Genomic DNA, 5,794 nt, shown 5'->3' on the forward strand with positions numbered 1-5,794 from the left:
CATCTGAACATGACACTGCGCTCATGATAAAACGTGAAAATATAAAAATGTACCTAATGGGAAATGTTATAGAATAAATCTTCACTCAAACTTCCCCACTTGAGCTGTATAGGCTTGCGGCTTTATAGAAGTTGCGAGAGCACTATGCGTGAAGGATAAAACGTACAAACTGCCTAAACACCCATAAAACTATGACGGAAGGGGGGACTTGAAAATCTTCCCTCTCTAAAAAGAGTGCAAAAAATAGCGCTCAACCTAGATTGGTCTCAAAAATTCTCCGATGCCTCTCAAATTAACTTGAGAAAAAAAGGCACCATCACCCATACTATATTTGTCCGTCTATATCACATCCAAGGTGCATCCTTGCCAAGCAGGTTGCTATATGAGGAAAAGGTCTTATTGCTACCATCTTGTCTCTCACGAGAGAACTTTCAAAATAAACCTTCATTCTAGATGGATCATAATGGAAGCACCATGGAAGAAGGATAAAACGTACGAGAGTCTAAACACCCATAAAGCTACAGTGAGGGAATGGGGTGGCTTGAAAATATTCCCTTTCTAAAAAATGCAATGGCTCATATAGACATACCACTAAAAAGTTGAACTCACCTTTCTATCTTAAAATCCTACCTCCCAATCCTTCTCTGAAACTATTTGTGCATTACCTCAGTCTAGAGACTTTAAAAATCTCCCATCAAGCTCTTCGTAAAGTGCATAAAAATAGCAAGAGATTTCTATCACCCTACACTTAAAACCAATCCTTCCAAAAAAGAGCTATAGTAGTCCTACCACGCTTATTTTACACAACGCACGCATCCTGTGCTCTAGAGTAAATGGGAGCGATGAAGCATTGATTTGTCAAAACGCTTATAAACTCATGGGCATATAAGTGATGAGGTAGTGTTATCAACGCTCCAAGCGGGATGCGCAACACATTTGTGAGATGACCAACGAGAGGGCTAGGTAGCTGGCGACTTTATCCTGATTGGACAATCAGTTTTGCTCAATGTCAGGAGGGAGAAAACCCATGGGTGGCAAATGGTGTGAGACAAAAACGCACAATCCAACCCTTTAAAAAAATTGAAGACAAAAAAGCTAACTGCTTTAGACAAAATCTTATTGCTATCATTGCGTCCATCACTAGAGCGATTTCAAAATAAACCTTTATTCTAGATGCTTAAAAATAAGCTAAAAAACATGTTGTTGGAGTTTGAAATTTGAAAACTGAGCTTTGCCTCTCTAAAATGCAAACTTCCCAATTCTTCCCTGAAACTAATCGTTTACGATCTTATTCCAGAAGCCCCAAAAAATCCTACAAACATAACCAAAAATAATCAAAGTCCTCTCCAAAATTTTCAGATATCCTCGTCTTTCAGAAAAAAACTGTCTTATATCTGCAATTTGGCTTGAGAAAAAACGGAACATCTCTATCCATAGATAAAAAATGGCGAGAAGGTGAAAAAAACGCTTCCAGCTTACCTCTATCTTAATATCATAAAAAAGCTACAAAACTTGCTTCCAATGAAAAACGCAAGCCAAACTCTTCGTCATGGCACACAATCTTTTTAAAGGGGCGGAAACCTTTAAGAAAAATCAACATTCTGGCGTGAGAAAAAGAAGGGCCGGCTTTTTGCTTTTGCAGCCATGGGTACTAATGTTTGAATGGAAGCTGGCAGTGGGGAAGGGGAAGTTATAGAGTGCGTGATCACTAAATTTTATCCCGCTATAGGAATATTGGGTTTTATAAGCTATAGAGAAGGTTATGTCGGGGGGATGGGAAGCGCTCTTAAGTCTTAAAGATAAGAAATGATTTTAAGAAAATTTGCTCTTGCTCTTAGCTCGAAATATAAAATGTTATGATAGGCTTTTGATGAAAATGATGTTGTTTTGCGATAAAAAAGACAAACATGCATGGAGTGGAGGCTTTGCTAGCCTTTTGTCTTAAAAGACAAAACCTAAAATGCCTATGATCGTAACGATACCCCGATTATTTGCAAAGAGTGTTTTGTAGAGGGTAAAGCATTATGTTGGTAGCAAAAAGCCTGTAAAGAGAAAATGGTTATGGCATGTAAGAATAGTGCTCTTTATTTATTATGGCTGATCCATGAGCTCTAAGATATACATTGAGAGAGAATGTGCGGCATTAAAAGTTAAGCGCGCATGGTGAGGTTTGAGATTGATTAGTTCCAAATCTTTTTCTGATCGGCCGTGCGCTGCACTTTTCTTGTTTCTTAAATTCATAGTACCACTAACGATTTGATACAGACCGGATGCGATCATTTTTAAGCCATTTTCATCTAGATCTTGATTTTTTAAGTTTTCTTGCTTCATATCTTCGGGATGGGTCTTAGCTCTCTTAACGACTTGTTTCCATAAAGCGGGCAGATTATTACGGGCGTTTTCTGCATATGGGATAGAATGGTGGTCGAGGTAAGCTTTGCAAGAGGCTTCCAACAGATTTGCTGCAAATAGAACCGCCCCCCTTGGATCTTTTTCTATATTTTCTAATGCTCTATTTATTTCGTTTTTTACGGCTGAAAGTCTGTGCTTTGCAATAAGTTTTCTTAGCTCTTCTGTAGAGAGGAGACCTGCTTTTTGCAATTCTTGTGTGTCGTGTGTGAAGGTCAGTCCCTTCTTGATAATATATCCTCCACGCAGATATTCTAATCTATCTTTCTTTAACGTTTCTAAAACTTTACGTTGATCTGTTTTAAGCTGTTGTAGTATTTGATCTCCTGATATGTCTTCAAATATGAATTCGATTGACTTATGGGATTCGTTATCCAAAAAATCCCCGAGCAGGTTACCAAGGACTTCAAGCGGTTTTTTGCATAGCCAATTGATTGTCTTTAGTCGTTTCTTAACCTTGACAGTTTCACAATCATCTAGTTTTTCATTACGAGCAGCTGGTGTCAAAAAGAATAAGTCATCAAGATTATCCAACCAATAGTAATTTGGTAATATTTGAGAGAGTATCTCAATTGTTGCAGGAGGAATAGTGTTTTTCTGAGAGATTTTTTGCGGAGATGATAATTGCATTTTATGGCTTTATAATATCAAAAAGTGGTGTGTGGAGTGGTTTTTAGAGTATGATTTTATTGCCTGATCTTGCATAGAAGGTCGCTCAACAATCTTGCGGCTTATATAAGATTTGTGAAAAAGAAATACTATATTGTGTTTTAATTTTTTTCCTTTCATTGTTATAACAGTGAAGGGGTGGATAATGTGTGATAATTCGAAAAATATAGAATGAGAACAGAAGTATAATTTTGTATTATTGTAACTGCAATAACATTCTTTATTGGCAGATTGTTTATTGGAAAGAAGGAAGCAGGCAATGCGCATAATCCCTGAAAGGAAGGCTTTGTGACAAGAATTTCAACAATGGTATGTTACCAAATGTTGGCACAGTTCTTTACTTGTCAGAAAGAGCAGATGGGGTTCTTTGTTCGCATAACCGGTAGAGAGAACAAGTGGGTAGGGGATCGGTTTACCAATCTCGTTTATTCCGTTAAAGCTTACGGTTTTCTATAAAAAGGCTGTTTTCATTACATCCGCTGTTAATCTCGCGTATTTGGTCGTGATGGAAATATAGACAGTCATTGCGTCTAAAAGGGACTTTAGGCAATAAAATGTGCGTAAAAGTGTTTAAAACAGCTACTCTTGATTGTAAAACTTATAAGAAAAATCTAGAAAAACAAAAGTTTAAAGGCAGGAAAATCTTAAGCAAATCTCAGAGCACACTGTAAAAGTAAAAAAACAGCCTTTTTAGAGATGGTTTGCTGTCTGTCATCGTGCATCATGATTTTCAATGTTTAAAAAAAATTTTCCCCTCAATGAGAGAAGGCTTTTTTATTAAAGCGGGGTAGATTTGTTATGACAGTTCACAATGAAATAGAGAGAAAATGCTGCTTTACTAGATGTTTTTGTCGCTTCATCTTCATTTGAACCTGTTGCGGTTATGCAAGCATAGTGATTCAAGGAGGTTTAAATGAGATGAATAACATCGCCAAGTTTGCAGCACGGTGCTATTTTCCACATCGCGATGTGTGGCAGAAGAGGGTCAGCATTTTGGCGGGCACGGGATGCCATATTCTATGCTGGTGCTGTTGTAGGGGTGTCTGTTAGCGTGTTTATGGGACTATTCCGCATTGAAATGCGTGCTTAATTTCGTGGATACTTGCAAAGATACCAACAGAGAATCCCATATTTCAAGAGGTTTTGAGAGGTGTCTAAGAGCACAAAGGAAGTATGATGTTGATAAACATCGCATGTTACTGGAGATGGCCAAATTTTAGAGTTTAAGGAGCTTGTTGGTTTCGTGTCCTTTCATAAAAATAACGAAGGTTGCGGTTAAGGTCTCAGTGTGTTGGTTTCTCGAAAAGTAGTAAACTGCTCTATGATCTTATATGCCATTGCAAATGTTATTGAGAAGGCGTTCAAACAAAGCATATCATAAATCGGAGCCCTTTTCTTTATGCGATAAGGAGAGTGCGAGGCAAAACAGTAAAAATACAGCGATATTGCTTGGGTGCCAAATGTATTCTCAATAGTTTATAATTTTCTTTTCTTAAATGTGCAGCTCTTTCTGGAAAATGTTCGACAATCTCTTAATCGTTTAATAAAAATTAAAATCGGTTATAAGGAAGAGCTTGTAAATTATAGAGTAGGAAAAAATTGCATTTTATAAACAACAGGGGAGGGCTGTTTCCATAGTCCAAATATTTTTTCAAGTTGTTATGGTATCTTCTTGAAGTGCTTGATCGATAAAAGTTTGATAATTATCAGAAACAATATATTGGGTATTTCCTCCCAAAGCTTTGAAATATTCACGACCGCAATGGATTTTTGCTTTTTCCAGATCGCGCAAGATGTCTTCGAAAATACTTCCTTTGCTTTCCACAACAAAATACAGTTTGTTTTGTCCATCTTTTACTTCAATAGAGGCGACTTCAATCTGCTTTATAAGCGTTTGTTCATAAGCATCGATGGAATCCAGCCTATATAGCATGTTGTGTTTATCAAGATGAAATTGTTTATGTAGATTTCTTGTATTGAAAGCAATGGTACGATTTTTGATGTCTGTATAAAAATATTGACAAAAAAAATTTTAATAACGCATGATTATAGAGTTTTGTCCTTTGTTTTAAGCGTGTAAAGTTAACCCGTTGTTTATCCATAGATTTTGTGTTCATTATTTATTTGATACATTTAATCTAGAATGTAAATTGTGTTCGTATATTCAAACTAATATATTGGTATTGAAGCGGTGGGAGTGTTACTTTGTTGAGAATAGATAATTTGGTAGGTTGGTATTCCCTTTGTATCAGAGAAATTTCACCTTATTCTCTCATATTGTACGTGGATGAAATATTAACCGCATAATGCTCTCTCTTACATGAGATGTAAGATTGATATGCTTTCCATATTAGGAAAAGTTGTTGATTGTAGCGGAATATGTTTCTGCGATATTCGTTTGGTTTAAATGGCAAAAATAGAGCAATAGTCGCATATTTGTTACGCTGTAACGCATATATATAATCTATGGAGTCAACACTTCATTTAAGAAATTTTTTAAAGAAAAAACATAAAAAAATAGAATTGTTGAAAAAAAATCTTTTATTTTGAAGCTTGTTTCTCATGATTATAAAAGCTTTACGTGGATGTCGAAAAATTTGATTGTGCTGAAAAGCATGAAGAATCAAGAAAATTTTGCAAAAAAAAGCTGCATCATGTGTGCAGCTTTTTATGTGTTTGCTTTAGAGGTAGAAGTTTTAAAGCATGAAAGTATCCT

General features: G+C 36.2%; 4 protein-coding genes. 2 read left to right on the top strand and 2 right to left on the bottom strand.

Going from position 1 to position 5,794, the window contains the following annotated elements:
• Positions 1 to 2,091 precede the first annotated feature (2,091 nt).
• Positions 2,092 to 3,039, bottom strand: coding sequence for an abortive infection family protein (locus tag ACFIKY_RS08685; RefSeq protein ID WP_375661711.1), 948 nt, complete (start codon positions 3,037 to 3,039; stop codon positions 2,092 to 2,094).
• A 327-nt stretch (positions 3,040 to 3,366) separates the two neighbouring features.
• On the opposite strand from ACFIKY_RS08685, the gene ACFIKY_RS08690 reads away from it, so the two are divergent.
• Complete coding sequence (locus ACFIKY_RS08690; protein ID WP_375636725.1) at positions 3,367 to 3,534, top strand: hypothetical protein; 168 nt, start codon at positions 3,367 to 3,369, stop codon at positions 3,532 to 3,534.
• A 511-nt stretch (positions 3,535 to 4,045) separates the two neighbouring features.
• Positions 4,046 to 4,168 (top strand): hypothetical protein, encoded by a 123-nt coding sequence (locus ACFIKY_RS08695; RefSeq protein ID WP_375661712.1) that lies wholly within the window; start codon positions 4,046 to 4,048, stop codon positions 4,166 to 4,168.
• A 561-nt stretch (positions 4,169 to 4,729) separates the two neighbouring features.
• Here the strand turns inward: ACFIKY_RS08695 and ACFIKY_RS08700 are convergent.
• A complete protein-coding gene (locus ACFIKY_RS08700; protein WP_375636721.1) occupies positions 4,730 to 5,011 on the bottom strand; it encodes a hypothetical protein in 282 nt (93 codons plus the stop codon).
• Positions 5,012 to 5,794: the final 783 nt, after the last annotated feature.

The organism is Bartonella sp. CR127HXZ (assembly GCF_042194555.1).
Taxonomy (GTDB): Bacteria; Pseudomonadota; Alphaproteobacteria; order Rhizobiales; family Rhizobiaceae; genus Bartonella; species Bartonella grahamii.

Excerpts from the sequence above, each read along its gene's own strand:
- ACFIKY_RS08685 (WP_375661711.1), bottom strand. The coding sequence starts at position 3,039 with ATGCAATTATCATCTCCGCAAAAAATCTCTCAGAAAAACACTATTCCT.
- ACFIKY_RS08695 (WP_375661712.1), top strand. The coding sequence starts at position 4,046 with ATGTGTGGCAGAAGAGGGTCAGCATTTTGGCGGGCACGGGATGCCATA.
- ACFIKY_RS08700 (WP_375636721.1), bottom strand. The coding sequence starts at position 5,011 with ATGCTATATAGGCTGGATTCCATCGATGCTTATGAACAAACGCTTATA.